Origin of the sequence: Methylobacter luteus IMV-B-3098 (assembly GCF_000427625.1) — a bacterium.
GTDB lineage: Bacteria > Pseudomonadota > Gammaproteobacteria > Methylococcales > Methylomonadaceae > Methylobacter > Methylobacter luteus.
In genome coordinates this window covers 2,408,789-2,424,403 of the sequence record NZ_KE386569.1, presented here as the reverse complement: position 1 = coordinate 2,424,403, position 15,615 = coordinate 2,408,789, and the positions used below count along the sequence as shown (strand labels likewise).

The following is a 15,615-nucleotide window of genomic DNA, read 5'->3' as shown; positions in this document are numbered from 1 at the left end:
AATGATAAAAAAAGTTTGTGGAGTTTTAGTATTAGCGGCGGCCATGACGGGGTGTACGACGACGGGTCATTTCAAGGTGCCGGAAGGATCGCAACTGTATGTTTATAAACGGCCGGAGCCGGTAGATATCAAGGCCAACGGCGAAGTCACAACCAAGCCTTTCTTCTGGACTGCAGCAGGGATGCCGCCCGGCGGCGGTATCCCCTACCGCCTGGAACAGGACGGCCAGACCATCAAAGAAGGCAAGTTGAGAGCCAAATTCCGCACCGTTTCCATCTTCTGGCCACCGGCAGCCCTCATCTACTGGCCGATGGGCTTCAATCCGAATATTACCTACGATCTGATTAGCGACACGCAGGAATAACCGGCAGAGAAGGGGTTTTAGCCTAGGCTAAAACCCCTTCATCGCAACCAGATTCAACAGCGTCTCTTCGCGGTTTTCAGGCACACCGAAACCGAACCACTCCAAAGCGCCCACGTCGGGCCGGCTCCACCATAAATACGGTGTCGATATCGCCTTCGGATCAACCTCAAAACCGCTCTGCCGGATCAGCGCGACATACTCATCGGCTGTTTTCTGCACGTGCATCGGATGCCGGAACAACAGGCGTATCAAAAAAGAATGGATGAACTTCTGGCACGATTCGGCAAACAGCAGAACGCCGCCGGTCTTGAGCACGCGGTAGAACTCCTGCATGGCTTTCTCATGCTGCACGATATGGTGAAAGCTCTGATGGCAGAAAACCATGTCGAAGGATTGATCTGCATAAGGCAGGGCTTCAGCATTGCCGGCTGTGACGGTCACGGGGCATCTGCAGCGTTCAGCCTGCCGGACGGCATCGCCGATCAGCGCGTCATCGATTTCAATGGCGCTGATATGGGCCGGATGGAAGCGCTGATCGAGCATCCTGAGCGCATGGCCGCGCCCGCAGCCGATATCCAGTATGGCGGAATAGGCGGGCCGGTTGTCGGGCAATAAAGTGTCCAGATCATCGAGAGCACGTTTCAGCACGCGCTGCTGCCACATGTCCGTATTGAGAAACCAGATCCCGAACGCGCTTTCTTTTACCCAGTGTGTTGATGCCATATTGAATCGATCCTGAATGTCGGTTTTGGAGCAGGCATTGTAAGGCACCGGGTATGAACAGTCATTCGGGATACAAGCCTGTCATTGATTTTATAGTATTTCCATAAATTATTTATGGTTTTATATATTATAATCCGGTTTCGGCAGGCGATGAGTTTTGCGCCTGAATTCGATAATGATGTAGATATAGGAGACTTTCATGTCCACAACCGATACCCTTCTAAGAGCCGTCCGAGAAATCGAGCCGATTATCCGGCAGCACGCCCCTGAGGCCGAGCGCGAGCGAAGGCTGGCTGCGCCCGTGGCCAGGGCGATGCACCAGGCGGGGCTTTACCGGTTGTGGCGGCCTAAGGCGTTCGGCGGCTTCGAGCTCGACCCGATATCTGGCTTACGTATCATCGAGGAAGTCTCGCGCATCGACAGCGCGGCGGGCTGGAACCTGCAGATCGCCGTCGCCCATGATATGTTCGCGCCGTGGTTTTGCGATCAGGCCGCGCAGGAGATTTTCAATGCCGACGCGATTCCGGTCGGCGCTTTCAACCCGGCGCGCAAGGCCGTTCAGGTCGCGGGCGGCTATCGCATCTCGGGGCGCACGTCGTTCGTGAGCGGCGCGCACCATGCCACGGCTTTTATCGGCTTCGCCCATATCCATGACGATGGTAAGTTACGCGTGGATGCCAATGGCATGCCCGAGACGCGGCTGATCGCCGTTCCCGCGTCCGAGGCCGAGATCGTCGACAACTGGAACACGATGGGCATGCGCGGCAGCGGCAGCCATGACGTCGATATGCAGGACGTGTTTATCCCCGAGCACTGGGCCGCGCCGTGGGGACCGCTAGTGAAACCGGGCAGCGCCTATGAAGGGCCGCTTTACCGGCTGACGGTCTGGCCGGCGATCGCGGCCCTCGTGGCGCCGGCGCTCGGCATTACGCGCGCGGCCATCGATGAAGCGATAGAGCTTATCAACAACAAGACGCCGGCTTTTGGGACCAAAACACTCAAGAACAATGCTGTCGTGCAATCGCAACTCGCCGAGGCCGAGGCCAAGCTCGGCGCCAGCCGCGCGTTTTTCTTCGGCGCGTTCGAGGAAGCCTGGCAGGAAGCCGTCGCCGGCAGACCCATCACGGTCGCGCTGAAAGGCCGGATGCAACTGGCCATGACGCATGCCACGCTTGAATGCGCCAAGGCCGTGAGCCTCATCCACGAGATCGCCGGCGCTTCGGGCATTCGCGAGGAGTATTCCTTTGAGCGGCATTTCCGTGATGTTCATGTCATCACGCAGCACGGCTTTCTGAGTGCCAGCAAGCTGGAGTCGATCGGGCAAATCCTGCTCGGGCTCGATCCCGAGTGGCCGTTTTTCCAATTTTAAAGTTGAGATATGGGCTGCATTCTGAAGCTGTTCGGGATGCGGTCCATCTGTTATATTAGAAAATACTGATTTAGAAACCAACGGGGGCAAAAGGCAAGTATGGAACAGAGCATGAATGAACTGATGAACCACACGGCCGACATGGGTCAGGCGGAGATGTTTTCCAAGGCCTGGTATAACGAATATTTCCGGCGCGCGGCCGAAAGCCCGACGCATTCGCGCTTCTGCGAGGCGGTTTATGGCAGGGACCTGTGCCAGCACGGCATGATGGACGTCGACGAAATGAATTTTTTGACCACATTGCTCAGGCCCGGCGAGAAAGTGCTGGAAGTCGGCTGTTCGAACGGCCATATCACGGAGCACCTCCACGAAAAAACCGCCTGCGATATCCTGGGCCTCGATTATGCGGATGTCGCCATTGCCCAGGCGCAGGGCAGAACGCGGGATAAAGCCGCCACGCTGAATTTCCGGTGCGTGGACCTGATTCAGGACGAGCTGCCCGGCGGCGGGTACGATGTCATCCTGGCTATCGATTCGATTTACTTCATGGGCGATTACAGCAAAACACTGGCCAAGCTCAACGCCAGGCTCCGACCCGGCGGCCGCATGATCATCGCGGCGTTTCAGGCCAAGGAAGAGGGCGATCCCGACACGATCCTGCTGCCCGGCCATACGCGCATGGATGAGGCTTTACAGTCTCTGTCGTTCCGCTACGTTCAGCATGACTTCACGGCTAACATACGCAACCATTGGCTGAAGAACTATGAATACTCCCGTAAGCTCCAGTCCGAGTTTGCGGCCGAAGGCAACGCCTTTCTGTGCGAAGCCCGCATGGCCGAGAATGGCTGGTTCAAGGACCATGCCGAGTGCGAGACGCTGGTTCGGTTCATGTATGTTATCGAGCATAATGTGGATCTGATGCAGGGTTAGCGGATTGATTCATCACGAACGACTCAGCGAGGCGGATTTATTCAATCCGCCTCAAACGTTTGATTGAACTTCCAATCTAGTCGAATTATCTGGGCCAAAAGCCGACTGTCGTTGATGTAAATTGATGACCTGTCTACTGCGCGAAGCTGTCATTCCAAGACGATTTTCATAGTGCTGAAGAAGAGAGCGTTATGGCTTGTAGTTTTAGCAGTCAGGTGGCGGAATGCAGAGCCAGTCGATCTCCTGAATCGCTTCATTCGCCAAAGTATGGAGCCACTGGCAAATTAACATATTTTTAATGTGGTTATGTTATGTTAATCGTTGACCGGTAAGGTCAACATAACAATAAGGGGCTAACTATGAAAAGCAAAAAAGTCTTATCCTCGGGCGTAGCTGCATTTGTGGGTATGGCGGCGCTAAGTACGCCGGTTTGGGCGGCTACTACCGTACAAGTCGGCGCAAGCGGCAAGACATACGCATCCAGCGTGGTGCAATGTGCCGCCAATCCAGACACCGGAGAGCAATCGCCGGTAATAGAAGCCGGTCTATTCAACCCAAAACAGGGAGCGAGCGCCATTGTGTCACTGAATGGCGTTTCTGTGGCAACTGCCACAGCCGATAAGCCGGCCAATGTTTGGCTCGCCGATGGTAATAACAAGGTAGTTGTGGCGCTCAGTAAAAAGACCGCCGATAGCTATGCGTTTACCGTACAGGCAGGCATGTGCACACTCCCAGACACCTCTGGTAATACTTTCAGCGCCGACGGCATGCTGGAATACGGCGCCAGCGGTAAATCTTACGCTACGGTGACGCCCGGTTGCGCATTAAACCCAAGCACCGGCATGGGGCAACCGTATGTAAACCTGTTTGATAATGGCACTTATCTCCTCAATATTTCCGTCAATGGCGTACCGCTGACACAGCTAAGTGGAACCCATCTCCATACGCCCATCTTTCTGAGTGCCGGCCAGAATGTTATCTCAGCCGCCAACGGCTACGTATCCACCGACTATTATGTTCGCGACGGTGGTGACGGTACCTGTGGACCTGCCTTAGCAGCGCAATGAACCATACAGGGGCATGACATCCACCTATTTTGGTATAAACGCGGGCAACAAAAAGAAATCCAGAGGTGCGGAATTACCGTACCTCTCTGGTCGTTGGCGTCAGTTGTTAAACGAAGATAGAAGGTCTGCTGCCTGTTAAGTATATTGCCAGACGGGAAATTCAAGTAAGCGGCTCTTTTGGGTCCAGACTGATGATATATGGGAAGAAATTGACTGTCGGCTATTGTGGCCGGATTTCGTCAGTCAGTCCGCAGGCTAAAATCGACCCTTAGCGGTTTGCCGGCAATCGCTGAAACGGCTGGTTTATGCTTAATAGCGGACAGCTCTTAAAAAATAAATCGTCTTTCAAGGAATGCTATGGTGTTTGCCTGTTAGCAAGCCAAGTGCGCCCAAAATGCGCGAAATCATGCATTTTGGGCCAAAAACATAAATCGGATATGAAAAACATTGGGCTTTCCTTAGGAGAAGGCCGTTTTGGAGTTTTTCAGTCCAAAAGCACAGTTTTTTCGAGGTTCCCTTAGGTTTATACCCGTTTTTATGATTTATTGGGTTGAATATGACTCAGCCTATTATTTCATGATTTCTGTGGCAGCAGCTTTTAATTTAGCTTCATCGGCTTGGGCAGATTTCATCATGGGGTTTTGAGAATTTTTAGCACCTGCTACTAATTCATCAACGGTTTTGAATTTACTTTTTAAGGTGTCAACGCTTGGAGCAACCGAACCATTGTGACAACCTTTACAACTATCTGATTCGCCAGCGATTGATAGGGATGGCATTAAGGCAACTAAAGCCAATGTAGTCATTGCTAACAGAAGTTTTTTCATTCTAAGTCTCCTCAGTTTTATATAAGTTATTAATCTTAGAGATAAAGTTTGAACATTTTTTCGATGTGGTTTTTGAATGTTCAAGCAATTAGACTTAGACGTAGATGATTTTATTCATCTACAATAAATTTTCTATCACACCTTCAATTTCAAAGGAGGCCTAGAATGATCGGTACATTCTCAGCCGCTGACAGTGCCCCCTTGCTCATTGACCATCAACTGGGGACGATGAAGCCCGGTAGGGTACAGGCTGCTGAACGTCATGAGCTTCATGCCTTGCCGTCATGCCCCAACGCTGGGTCGTCAAACGATCGTTCGCTTGGCTGGAAAAGTGCCGGCGACTTTGGAAAAATACCGAACGCTTGCTCAATACCAGTTTGCAATTCGTCAATCTGGCTTTCTTGGCCCTGTTGCTGCGGAGATATTGAACAGGCTCTTAGAGCAACGCAGGGTAGAAAAATGCTCCTGCATTTTCTGCATTCATTACTTCCCAGTAATTCAGCAGTTGCCGAGGCGACGCAAAAGAAAGCAACTTGCCTTCGGGTGCGACAAATCGGCAGGATTGCCGATTTGCACGATATAGTCGCCTGTTAAGGCGAAAAACAGGGATGTTTTTCGTGAAACCCGATTAAGCCAAACCGTCGCGCTAGCGACACTTTGCTAAAGCAACCTGAATTCAACTTACTGCGTAACATCAGCTATATATGATTTATTCAGGGTTTAATTGATCATTTTTTGATGTTTTTCACGGAGATTTAGGATGCAATTTGAGATATTGAAGCTGAAGTTAGCTGTTAGCTCATCAATGGGACGAGTTAAATGGTTATTCTTTATTTCAACTTCATCAGATCTCTAGTTTAGGAAAAATAATAATGAATACGATCATCAAATCAACTATAGCTGTTTGTGGATTTCTAGCCGTTGCATCCGCACCATTAACCGTAGGGGCAGAAACATCCGTCTTCTCCGGCAGGGGGGCATTTGGAGAGATGTTCAACTCAAGCGGCAATCTACAGATTTATGTTAGAGCTTTCGAAAAAACAACTCAGAGCAAATCGAAAAAATCTGGCTCGTCTGGTGCTTATATTCAGGCTATGTATTTTACGTTCGGACAAGAGAGAGGACAGGAATGCTGGGTTGGTGATGGTTCTACTGACACCGTCCAATTCAAGGCGACGGGTACCCTGCCAAATAAAGTGACTGCATCTGGAACGATTTCGATAACGTGGTATGACATGTGCTCCATCGACGATGCTTTTGTAGTAGACACAATAACATTTTATGAGGATTTGACCGCAATGAGCGATCAATCATACTCCAACTGGGGCACCACTCATCAGGAATTCGGAAATATTAAAATAGATAATCATTTCGATTACAGTTATACACCTGCATCGGTCAACGCCTCATTCATCTCAAGTGAAGCATTTGGTACCTTTACTCTAGAGGGTGGGAAGATAGGCCGGAGCAGATCGCATGATATGGAAATTATGCAATAGCTCTCTGTCTATCCGATGGATGGATTCTCGATAGGTTAGACGGGTTGATTTCCTTAAGGAGATTTCTCGCAACTTATCCGATCCATGCTGTGCATCACCGCGCGTGGCTGACCCGAAGTTGGGCGGCACTTTTAAAGATGGTTTTGGATTTCATTCGCGGGATTTCGATCGGTTCCGATGAGCTTATTAATGGGCGTCCTTAGCTTAACTTTGATTAGATATTTCGATATTGTTTTTCTAATGTTTGGATTGTCCGTCTCCGCATAATCGTTATCTCATTATTTAAATAACAATTTTGACTGTCTGCTTAAGGACAAATTCAGGCAGTCAATGTCAGATTCAATTCAGACTAATATTTAAAGATTTTCACTTTAATGTATTGGCTGGTTATCAACTTTGTAGCCCGGTAGGGTACGCACCGCGTACCTTTTCGGATTTAATTCAACGGAAAAATTTGAAAAGGTACGCGATGCGTACCCTACAAACTGGCAGCCGCTCTTGAGCAAATAAAGAATGGCACAGAACACCTCATACAAGTCCACTGTCCGCGGGCGGGTTTTCTTGCGGGCATTTTCCAGCAGGACTCTGACCGGTTCAAACTGTTCGCGACTGATGTCGCTGGCGTACACTTTTCTCATGCCCCTCATTATCGCTCATCCTCAGCAGATATTGAACAGGCTCTTAGATGCGATAAAGCAAAGTTTCGCCCAGCTAGGCTTTGCGGCAGGATTTGCTGCTGCAGGAACTTTCCCTGCGGACAGCCATACAGAGGAAGCCAAAGCCTAAAAAGCTGCTGCTGGAGAAGCGGTGGCTAAGCTAATTCAGAATTGGGCACAAGCAAGGAGACGTGACGTGGAGAATTCCAGTATTTTCCTGAGCCATAAAGGCATCAACAAACCACTGGTCGAAAAGATAGATCGTGCGTTGCGACTGTTGAATCTGAAGACTTGGTTTGACCGCGATGACTTAGCGGCGAGTGATACGCTGGTCAGGGGCATTGACAACGCATTTGCAGGCTGTGCTGCCGCAGTGTTTTTTATCTCAGGCGAGTATGTAGATGCCGGCGTGATCAGAAAAGAAATCGACCGCGCTATTCATGAAGCCGCCATGCGGAGCGATTCATTCCGCGTCATCCCACTTGTGCTTGCTCAACATGGGGGTAGCGATGCCCATGTACCTGCTCCACTCCAGACGCTGGTGTGGAAAACTATAGATGATGTTGAGATTGTGCCGACTATCTTGAGGGCGCTACCGGCTACCGGACAGGGATTAATTCAATACGCACCACCAAAATAAGCTGACTGCTAGCGAGGTAGGATGCGGTGAGGTACGAACCGCATCGTTCGCGATCGATGCGCATCACTGTGTTCAGCGCATCCTACGAGCTGAGCTTATTGCCTAAAATCTGGTTATCAGGGAAGATAGAGTTACTTTTGGATTTTCGGTTGAATGTCGTATTTATCCACACGACCTGGGGCGTTGAATACGGCGACGGCTATCAATCAATTGCTTAAACATAAACAACTGGAGTGATACGACAAATGCATTGGATTATTAGACACCTGATGTCGTATATATTACGTTAGGCATTAGAAATGAGCGCAAAGCACATCCAGGGAGTTGGAGCCTTTCATCAAGGTCCAGACTACTGGGAATCTGAGCCAGAAGCCCTTCATGGGGCAACGTTGAGCATCGAAGCAGACGCTATTTCACATGAGGCAGAGGTGCGCGCTAAGATAATTTGCGACGAGTGGCAAAACTTCCTACAAACATCTATCTCGTTTATTGAACAAAATCGAGAAAAGTATCAACTGTGTGCGAAGGAATTCTCTAACCCTAATGTCTTCATAGAGAGCGGTACCACTTGGAGCATATATTTTGATATGGAGTTAGAGCATGAGTCTGTAATAGGCGTTGAGTTCAGCGCCAATGAACCATTTCAGCTTATTATCGGGGATTGAACAAAATGCCTACCAAGTCGTTCAAAGCCGACAAGTCACCGCTACGAGGCGCCTTGCAGTCTTAGCTCCAACGTTATGCACTAGACAGATGAAAAAATTAATCACGAAATCCTTCGCATGTGTTAAGTGCAGAAAGGCTTTTAAGAGAGTTCGATTTCTTCAGCTGAAGGATGGCTCATGGGAGCCCATTGAGTACGCCGTTGTGTGCCCGCAATGCGGTGGAAAGGTATTTGATGCTGGCCCGGCATTTAAGGCGCCAAAGCAGAGTGATATCAAGGCATGGGAGAGACTAGAGCCTCTTTTCAAAAGTGGATATAGGTTTTGCCCAGGATTCGGCAGCCAATTGGCAGTGCCAAAACTCACGAAAGGGCCCTATTCTGAGTTTCGCAAGCCAGCTCGGAAGCGAGCAAGGGCATAATAAGTCATTCCATAGGACGCCTAACGGCGCCGCTGAATTCCAAGCGTTAGCCACCAAATATGCCTCGCGATATTTCACTCGCAAACTTGGTCAAGGTCATACAGGAGTGTCAGGGTTTTTCACAAAGTGCGGACATTTCCGAACGCATGCTCCTTGAGAAGGATCTCGGCATAACGGGAGATGATGGGGATGACTTGTTCGATGAAATTGAACGTCAATTCTCGATATCGGTATTTTGCGAAAATTACTCTATTAGGGACGCGTTTGGGATGACTGATAACCAATGCTTCTTTCATAGTGAAGGGTACGATCCCTTCCTCAACTGGCTACGTTCCCTATTTGGCGAAACCCAATATGAAGTGAAGGACATTACCGTAGGCCAGCTGTACGAGGCGATAGTAAAAATCAAGGAGAGACAGAATCATGGCTAGCAAGGCGCTTGAAGTGATGCCGGATAGCTTTGCGGCTTCTTCAAGCTGCGGCAGGGGCATGCTTCAGCTTGGCCGTTGAACGACAGCTTTCTGTATTGCAACCGCCATTTGGCTGAAATTCTTGAATGTCTCTGATTGGCACATTTGAGTCAGTCGGGGCTGCTTCAAGCCGCCTCATTCCGGCCATAGTTACCCAGTCTTGATAATTACTCGGTCTTCTAGCTTTTATCGCAGCCCAACGGAATCATCCGGGACTGATCGGGTTTGCCGTATTTGGCATAATCAGCTACCGGTATTTTTTCACCCGTTTTATATTCCAGTTCGGATACGCTCACTAATATTGATCCAAGCTATCCCGCATGGCTGATTCCGCAAGGAGGTAACAAAGGGGGATAATCGTGGGCACATTTTATGTGACAATCAATGGCGATCGAACCAAACACGCTTGGCATGTCCATCTATATGTTTACAAAGTAACTCTAAATAATCACCGTGAATGAGACCAACTTCATACCGATGATCAGGATTTAAATCGTAATGGCTCAAATCATGAACAATGAGAGGCAGATCTTCACTATCGATATAACCCGTGCTTACAATTTCGTTTCTTTCTAGATCTTTAATTTCTACTTTGTGAGTTTCCATAACGTTCGCTCTTTAAACTCAATAAGAAAAATGACAGTATTTATGACTGGAAACCAGCCTTGCCTAACTGTTAGAAAAGAAACCTTTGTTACGGTTCAAACTTGCAAGTGTAGACTTTCGTTGTCGCACGCTTTATTGGTTTTTTCAGTCTTGCAGTCATTACTGTATATGGGAGAACGCAGAAAAAGGAAAAAACTGTACATTAGCGCCTATTCTGCCGCGTATTGCTGTGTATTCCAATCACCGCAGTTACTGTGGAATTACTTGAAAGCGGTTATTAGCAACTTTAATCCGAAGCATGCGGTAATCGCAAGGACTCGATAGACGCTGACCTCTCTGGTATTAAGCTGGCAGGCAATCTGAGTTCTTGCCATGCCGCCGACTTTCGCTTTGTCGATGACTTTGCGCTATAAACCGGCCGTTCATAGATGCTCTTTGTCTGGCAGGAATTGGCCCAGACCGTGTCAAAACGCATAAAAATTTTCAGCACTTTCACCAGACCGCCAGGATAAAGTCATTAGACGGAGTCATCATGATTTTTGGCTTGCCTCAAAAATTGGGGTCATTGCTGAAGACTGCTTCAGCCCCCCTATTGGGAGGGTAAACATTGCTTTATATCAAGATATAAAAAGGGTTTCAGGCCCTGATGGCCTCAAGCAAGGCTGGGGTGTCGAGCATATTCATGACCCGTTTCATATTGTAGGCCAGCACATGCAGGCTCATTTCCGTACTGACGTTTTTTAAGGTCCGGGTCAGAAAGTGCGTTGCTCCCATCCAGACTTTGAGCGTGCCAAAGGGATGCTCCACGGTCTGGCGCCGGATGCTCATGCTGTCAGACGCTTGATCCAGACGAGTCTGCATGGCTTCCAGCACGTCTTCATGTTCCCAACGAGTCACTCGCCTTTCGGTACTTGGCGCGCACTTTGTCTTGATGGCGCACTGTTGGCAGGATGAACTCCAGTAACGGTGCTGATTCAATCCATACCCAGTTCTTGAGGAACGCCAAGTCAGACGCTGGCCCCATCAACAAGTTGCCCCTGATTATAGTAAGGTCAGCGTTTTGGCACATTCTGGGCCGTGAGCGGTCAGTTTGTAATCCGGCCCGAGGTCAGCGTAGGCCGCCTCGAAGTTGCGGATCTCGAGCAGCGCCTCACTCAGGCTCATTTCGTCGGCTTCCAGGAGCTTGCCGACCAGATGCTCGGTCAGCGGCTTGAGCCGGGCCAGCACGGCCTTGGTTTCGCCATACATGCGCTCGCTCTGCGCTTCCATGATGCTGCGCGTTTCCTCGTCCACTTCACGGCTCTCGCTGGAGAGCGCACCGAAGTTCAGGCGGGTCTTGCGGTACATGCCCATCTCGCCCACGGCGTGGTGCAGCAAGCGTGTCACGCGGGTGATGTCGTTGTGCGCACCGTTGGTCGTGCCTTCCTCGCCAAAGAACAGTTCCTCATTGGCCATGCCTCCCAGCAGCACGCGCACGTCGTGTTCGATGTCGCCCTTGGTCTTGAGCAGATTGGTCCCCTGCTTGTGGAAGACAAAGCCCAATGCGTTGGTGCGCGGGTTGGCCTTGAGCGAAATCTTGATGGTCTTCATGTCGTCCAGGATCTGCTCCCAGTTGTCGTTGGTCAGCTGGCGTTCGTGCTCGAGATCCACCAGGAAGTGGCCCCATTCGTGCACGGCGATGATGCGGCGGTCGCGCTCGCGTTCCTTCGTGGTGTTGGTGTTGACGTTGCCCACCAGTACGCGCTCGGCGGCCTGCATCAGGGTATCGGCGCCGATCATCACGCCCGTCTGCACGGCCGTGATGCCCGCCTGGTTGACGATAGTCTCCAGGTCGGCCGGGCTACGGCCTTCGGTCACTTCCGCCAGATGGCGCAGGTCCAGGTCGGGCAGCACCTTGTCGGCCCGCTGGCCCAGATAGTGGCCGAAGATAGCCAGCCGCTCTGCCCGATTGGGCATGCGAAAGTCCACCTTCATCTGAAAGCGGCGCAGCATGGCTTCGTCCATCTCCATGGTTTCGCTATTGAAGTTGCTGGCCACGATCCAGATGATTTCAGCTTCGTTCTTGCTGCGCACGCCATCCAGCACAGACAGAAACGTGTTCGCGGTGTCGTCGTCAAACTTGCGGCGGCCGCCGCGCTTCATGAACAGATCCTGCGCCTCGTCCAGGAAGATGATGCAGCGCTTGCGCCGCTTGGCCATGTCCACGATGCGGCTGAGTGTATTCGAGCCGCCGGACACGAAGCCCGTTTCCAGGTTGGCTGCGGAGTGGAACAGGATGGGCAGGTGCAGTTCCTTGGCCAGGTAGCTGGCCAGCTTGGTCTTGCCGGTACCCGCGGGGCCGCTGAACATTACATTGAAGGGCTTGAATATGCCGTACTCGGCATATTCCGCGCGGCGCTCATACTGATCCTTGATCTGCGCCACCTCGGCCTTGATGTCATCCATGCCTGCCAGGTCATCGATGGAGCCGTGCACCTGTGCCGGTTCGATGAACTTGAGCGACTTGTGTTGGCTCTTGAGCTGGTAGTACAGGAAGCCCAGCACGCCGAGCGTCAGTACGACCGATAGCGCACCGCTGACGCCAGCCTTCCAGTTGTCCTTCTCGGACTGCGGGCGGGCACTGGCAAAGCGTTGGTCCAGGAGTTCGAACAATTCAAGGCTGCCGGGATTGAGTTCCCCGCGCGGGATGAAGGCAAGCTTGCTGCCCCACGGCGCAGTGACGGCTTTGTCGGCGAAGATTTTGGCCTCCATGTCGCTGGGGTAATATGCATGCAGTTTGCCCTGCGATTCGACCAGGATGATGCGCTCCGACACGTTCCACAACAACGGTTCATAGACCACTGTGATGCGCTCGATCGGGTGCGTTTCCAGGAAGCTCAGCACCGAGCCGGTACCGAACACCACGGGCAGCTTGTCGTTGAGCGACCACGCCGCCTCGTCCGCCACCATGGTCTTGACCTGCTCAGCCAGGGCGGCCTGCTTCTGGATGAGCATGAACGAATAGATGCCGGTGGCCGGGATCAGGAGGGCAACGGCCAGCACCGTCAGCCTGACAGCCGCCGATTGGATCACAAACCAGTCCTGTAGCCGGCTGGCAGCCTTCTTGATAACGAGCCTAAGACGCGTTTTGGCCGGAGCCGCATCGCTGGGTTTCGACAAATTCGACATGAAAGTTCCTCAAAGCGGGCGCTAGTCATGTTCCGAAGCCGGAGCACGATCACGCTAAGCAAAAGTCCTTTGGACCTTGATTTAAGCCCGAGGTTCCGTTGCGTTAATAAAGAGCATCGGTTTAGGTAAACTATACGCTCAACCAATACCGCTTGGATTAACCGCATGATCGACTTCAAAGGCCACCGCGTCGAAAAAGACATCATTCTGACGGGTGTCCGCTGATACCTGGCTTACCCCTCTGAGCTCCGGAACCTGGAAGAAATGATGGAAGAACGGGGTCTATTCATTGATCACACCCATGTCTACCGTTGGGTTCAGAAGTTCACGCCGAAACTGGAGGGAGTATTCCGGAAAATGAAGAAGCGCCCAGTCGGCAGGAGCTGGCGAAAGGGAAATGGAAATACTTGTACCGCGCTGTCGATAAGGCGGGTCAAACTATTGATTTCCTTTTGCCCGCTCATCGCGACAAGCAAGCCGTTCTGCACTTTTTCAGGAAAGCGGTTGGGAGCATGGCCTACCGGACAAGGCCACGATAGACAAAAATGGCGCCAATGCGACGGCTATCGATGCCCTCCAGGAGGAAGCCGGTCACGATATCGAAATCAGCCAGATCAAATACCTGAATAATCTCGTCGAGCAAGATCACTTTATGCTTTCCGGGCATCGAGATGAAGCGGCGGCTACCACTTTCTTCAAATAAGCGATCAATGCCAACGGCCTGCCTGAAAAAGTGTTGATGGATAAAAGCGGTGCCAACAACTATGCTGGATGGGATAACATTAACTTATTGTTTTTGCCTCGCTTTCGTATATAAAAAAAACCAGACTATAAGGCATACAATAATTATCAGTGCAATAAAAACAGGATCTACGGTAAGTGTTAGTAGATAAAAGGCAACAATTAACAGAAAAACATATCCTAAAACTTGACCCATTTGAACCTCAAAAGCTGGATAGAAATCATTGGTCTAACCTCGGCTACGGCTCAAAAATACAACATTTCGACTGAGATACAATTCGACTAAATACCTATAGACGCTGTTGCGTTAAATTGATTTTTTTAACTGGGCTTCTATGCGTACCATTACTGATAACATAGAGCTTGAGGAGATGTTGTTATGTTAATGGCGAATTTAACGCTAAAAGTACGCTGTATTTTCATCAGGAATGTAATTGCAAAAAACTGAGCTTACAGTCCGCTTCTGGCCGAACTAGATCAGTCAATCGATGGGCAAACGACCCAAATCGGCCCTCTATCGCAGTTGTTTGATTGGCCGCTTATTGCCGGATAATAGACAGTCGACAGGATAAAAAGAAACCGTATATCATCCGATCCGAGAAGCTATACCGTTAGCATTCTGAGGAAATTTGCTGAGTTTGTTGTCTAGAGTGAGATAATTAGGGATGATAGACAGAAACAATATAATTACTTGTTAGGAGGCCATGGTATGACTCGGCTAGAAGGCCTGCCGTTACATGACGCAATAGTTCGGCGTATTGTTATTCTGTGGGAGGAGCGCATCGTTGAATTTGATCTTCTAGCATTTGCCGAGTGTGGCGAGGATGCATCTCCACACAGTTTGAGGTTCATGGACGTACGCAACTTTAATTGTCCACGTTTAGATCCTTGGGGCGAATCGTCCTTTATAAATGAAGCTACTGGTAGTGACGGAAACTTCTCTATTCAAATGCAGAGCGGGGATGAAATTACAATAGAGGCCATCGGCTGCAGCTTCGAACGCGAACGCGCAACCTCCTAACAGCCCAATCAATCGGATACGCTAAAGCGCACCAGTTATTTCCAGCGTTGAATGACTGTTTTCAAAAGTTCACCTGACATTGAACTGAAATTATTGATAGACCTCTTCTGGCACATAGTGAGCGGCTAGTATTGAAAGGGTAAAATCGACCCTATATAACCTGAGTTCGGGATAAAAAAGGGAGCAGGTTCTTGTTATAAAAGAGAAAATAAGTTTTCGACGCTAACTTTCTCCGAACAAAAACCTGCCTTTATGAAATTAACACACTTATTCTGCGATGTGGACGATTTTTGCCAAACCTTTATAGCGGACTGGCAAAAAAATCAATTAACCCAAGGTAAGAAGAAACGCCATCGTCTCCATCGGATGAGTGATAGCGAGATGATCACGATTTTAGTGGCTTACCATCAAGCCGGTTTTCGAACCTTCAAATGGTTTTATCTGAGGCATG

13 protein-coding genes and 5 pseudogenes are annotated in these 15,615 nt (G+C 50.2%); 12 read left to right on the top strand and 6 right to left on the bottom strand.

The window, feature by feature from the left end:
* Nucleotide 1: 1 nt before the first annotated feature.
* Entirely contained in the window at nt 2-364 is a 363-nt protein-coding gene (locus METLU_RS0113120) for a hypothetical protein (protein ID WP_027158605.1), read from the top strand.
* 27 nt (nt 365-391) lie between these two features.
* Here METLU_RS0113120 and METLU_RS0113115 read toward each other — a convergent pair whose 3' ends face one another.
* A complete protein-coding gene (locus tag METLU_RS0113115; protein WP_027158604.1) occupies nt 392-1,087 on the bottom strand; it encodes a class I SAM-dependent methyltransferase in 696 nt (231 codons plus the stop codon).
* A gap of 199 nt (nt 1,088-1,286) precedes the next feature.
* Between METLU_RS0113115 and METLU_RS0113105 the strand changes: the two genes are divergently transcribed.
* The 3 genes from METLU_RS0113105 to METLU_RS0113095 all read left to right on the top strand — a co-directional run bounded on the left by METLU_RS0113105 (nt 1,287) and on the right by METLU_RS0113095 (nt 4,453).
* On the top strand, nt 1,287-2,456 hold the full coding sequence (locus tag METLU_RS0113105) for an acyl-CoA dehydrogenase family protein (protein WP_027158603.1): 1,170 nt from the start codon (nt 1,287-1,289) through the stop codon (nt 2,454-2,456).
* 111 nt (nt 2,457-2,567) lie between these two features.
* Entirely contained in the window at nt 2,568-3,386 is an 819-nt protein-coding gene (locus METLU_RS0113100) for a class I SAM-dependent methyltransferase (RefSeq protein ID WP_027158602.1), read from the top strand.
* A 407-nt stretch (nt 3,387-3,793) separates the two neighbouring features.
* On the top strand, nt 3,794-4,453 hold the full coding sequence (locus METLU_RS0113095; protein WP_231383606.1) for a hypothetical protein: 660 nt from the start codon (nt 3,794-3,796) through the stop codon (nt 4,451-4,453).
* A 569-nt stretch (nt 4,454-5,022) separates the two neighbouring features.
* Here METLU_RS0113095 and METLU_RS0113090 read toward each other — a convergent pair.
* A complete protein-coding gene (locus METLU_RS0113090) occupies nt 5,023-5,280 on the bottom strand; it encodes a hypothetical protein (RefSeq protein WP_027158600.1) in 258 nt (85 codons plus the stop codon).
* A gap of 243 nt (nt 5,281-5,523) precedes the next feature.
* Here METLU_RS0113090 and METLU_RS27375 point away from each other — a divergent pair.
* Both METLU_RS27375 and METLU_RS0113080 read left to right on the top strand, forming a co-directional pair.
* Nucleotides 5,524-5,708: pseudogene (locus tag METLU_RS27375) on the top strand (transposase); the annotation flags it as partial.
* A 444-nt stretch (nt 5,709-6,152) separates the two neighbouring features.
* A complete protein-coding gene (locus METLU_RS0113080) occupies nt 6,153-6,779 on the top strand; it encodes a hypothetical protein (protein WP_027158599.1) in 627 nt (208 codons plus the stop codon).
* A gap of 482 nt (nt 6,780-7,261) precedes the next feature.
* Here the strand turns inward: METLU_RS0113080 and METLU_RS27940 are convergent.
* Nucleotides 7,262-7,417 (bottom strand): annotated as a pseudogene (locus METLU_RS27940) (IS5/IS1182 family transposase); the annotation flags it as partial.
* 214 nt (nt 7,418-7,631) lie between these two features.
* On the opposite strand from METLU_RS27940, the gene METLU_RS0113065 reads away from it, so the two are divergent.
* The 3 genes from METLU_RS0113065 to METLU_RS0113045 all read left to right on the top strand — a co-directional run bounded on the left by METLU_RS0113065 (nt 7,632) and on the right by METLU_RS0113045 (nt 9,589).
* A complete protein-coding gene (locus METLU_RS0113065; RefSeq protein ID WP_196806542.1) occupies nt 7,632-8,075 on the top strand; it encodes a toll/interleukin-1 receptor domain-containing protein in 444 nt (147 codons plus the stop codon).
* A 299-nt stretch (nt 8,076-8,374) separates the two neighbouring features.
* Nucleotides 8,375-8,740 carry a hypothetical protein gene (locus tag METLU_RS0113055; RefSeq protein WP_027158597.1) on the top strand — a complete coding sequence of 122 codons (366 nt, stop codon included), beginning with the start codon at nt 8,375-8,377 and terminating at the stop codon, nt 8,738-8,740.
* Nucleotides 8,741-9,217: 477 nt separating this feature from the next.
* On the top strand, nt 9,218-9,589 hold the full coding sequence (locus tag METLU_RS0113045) for a DUF1493 family protein (protein WP_027158596.1): 372 nt from the start codon (nt 9,218-9,220) through the stop codon (nt 9,587-9,589).
* Between the two features lie 420 nt (nt 9,590-10,009).
* Here the strand turns inward: METLU_RS0113045 and METLU_RS0113035 are convergent, their stop codons facing one another.
* The 3 genes and pseudogenes from METLU_RS0113035 to METLU_RS25320 form a co-directional block, all read right to left on the bottom strand.
* Nucleotides 10,010-10,234 (bottom strand): hypothetical protein, encoded by a 225-nt coding sequence (locus METLU_RS0113035; protein WP_027158595.1) that lies wholly within the window; start codon nt 10,232-10,234, stop codon nt 10,010-10,012.
* A gap of 636 nt (nt 10,235-10,870) precedes the next feature.
* Nucleotides 10,871-11,254 (bottom strand): annotated as a pseudogene (locus METLU_RS27365) (transposase); the annotation flags it as partial.
* Nucleotides 11,255-11,275: 21 nt separating this feature from the next.
* A complete protein-coding gene (locus METLU_RS25320) occupies nt 11,276-13,402 on the bottom strand; it encodes an AAA family ATPase (protein ID WP_051299908.1) in 2,127 nt (708 codons plus the stop codon).
* 225 nt (nt 13,403-13,627) lie between these two features.
* On the opposite strand from METLU_RS25320, the pseudogene METLU_RS27360 reads away from it, so the two are divergent.
* The 3 genes and pseudogenes from METLU_RS27360 to METLU_RS28680 form a co-directional block, all read left to right on the top strand.
* Nucleotides 13,628-14,051, top strand: a pseudogene (locus METLU_RS27360) (IS6 family transposase); the annotation flags it as partial.
* A gap of 801 nt (nt 14,052-14,852) precedes the next feature.
* Nucleotides 14,853-15,164 carry a hypothetical protein gene (locus METLU_RS0113015; protein WP_027158593.1) on the top strand — a complete coding sequence of 104 codons (312 nt, stop codon included), beginning with the start codon at nt 14,853-14,855 and terminating at the stop codon, nt 15,162-15,164.
* 252 nt (nt 15,165-15,416) lie between these two features.
* Nucleotides 15,417-15,615 (top strand): annotated as a pseudogene (locus METLU_RS28680) (IS982 family transposase); the annotation flags it as partial.

Coding starts and splice junctions, on each gene's coding strand:
- METLU_RS0113105 (WP_027158603.1), top strand. CDS start 1,287: ATGTCCACAACCGATACCCTTCTAAGAGCCGTCCGAGAAATCGAGCCG.
- METLU_RS0113015 (WP_027158593.1), top strand. CDS start 14,853: ATGACTCGGCTAGAAGGCCTGCCGTTACATGACGCAATAGTTCGGCGT.
- METLU_RS0113095 (WP_231383606.1), top strand. CDS start 3,794: ATGGCGGCGCTAAGTACGCCGGTTTGGGCGGCTACTACCGTACAAGTC.
- METLU_RS0113115 (WP_027158604.1), bottom strand. CDS start 1,087: ATGGCATCAACACACTGGGTAAAAGAAAGCGCGTTCGGGATCTGGTTT.
- METLU_RS0113120 (WP_027158605.1), top strand. CDS start 2: ATGATAAAAAAAGTTTGTGGAGTTTTAGTATTAGCGGCGGCCATGACG.
- METLU_RS0113035 (WP_027158595.1), bottom strand. CDS start 10,234: ATGGAAACTCACAAAGTAGAAATTAAAGATCTAGAAAGAAACGAAATT.
- METLU_RS0113080 (WP_027158599.1), top strand. CDS start 6,153: ATGAATACGATCATCAAATCAACTATAGCTGTTTGTGGATTTCTAGCC.
- METLU_RS0113055 (WP_027158597.1), top strand. CDS start 8,375: ATGAGCGCAAAGCACATCCAGGGAGTTGGAGCCTTTCATCAAGGTCCA.
- METLU_RS0113100 (WP_027158602.1), top strand. CDS start 2,568: ATGAATGAACTGATGAACCACACGGCCGACATGGGTCAGGCGGAGATG.
- METLU_RS0113045 (WP_027158596.1), top strand. CDS start 9,218: ATGCCTCGCGATATTTCACTCGCAAACTTGGTCAAGGTCATACAGGAG.
- METLU_RS0113090 (WP_027158600.1), bottom strand. CDS start 5,280: ATGAAAAAACTTCTGTTAGCAATGACTACATTGGCTTTAGTTGCCTTA.
- METLU_RS25320 (WP_051299908.1), bottom strand. CDS start 13,402: ATGTCGAATTTGTCGAAACCCAGCGATGCGGCTCCGGCCAAAACGCGT.